Annotated in this window: 1 protein-coding gene; it reads right to left on the reverse strand. The window is 49.7% G+C overall.

Features of this window, described 5'->3' with window-relative positions; all coding sequences use genetic code 11:
- Nucleotides 1–314 (reverse strand): glutathione S-transferase N-terminal domain-containing protein (locus ACOSDM_RS20215; RefSeq protein WP_420726335.1); only part of this gene is annotated, 314 nt, incomplete at both ends.

The following is a 314-nucleotide window of genomic DNA, read 5'->3' on the forward strand; positions in this document are numbered from 1 at the left end:
TTGTTCAATACGGGAAGACCCAAAAAGAGGGTTGTCATCCTTCAAGCGAGCAACATAGCGTGCGATAGCATTACTCTCAAAAACAGGGCCATCAGGAGTCTCCAGAACAGGAACCTTCCCAAGGGGGTTCATCTTAAGAAACTCAGGGGTCTTGTTGGAGACACCCATCTCAAAATCCTTGGTCAACTCAACCTTGATCCCACTGTATTCTGCAGCAATAAGTGCTTTGAAGGCATTCTTGTTTCCAGCCCCACTATGCAATACGAGCGCCATGCCGACGATTGAAGCTGCTTCACGGTCGCCCGGGACCTCAG

Source organism: Hwanghaeella sp. LZ110, assembly GCF_048892525.1.
In the GTDB taxonomy this organism is placed as follows: Bacteria; Pseudomonadota; Alphaproteobacteria; order UBA8366; family Aestuariispiraceae; genus Pacificispira.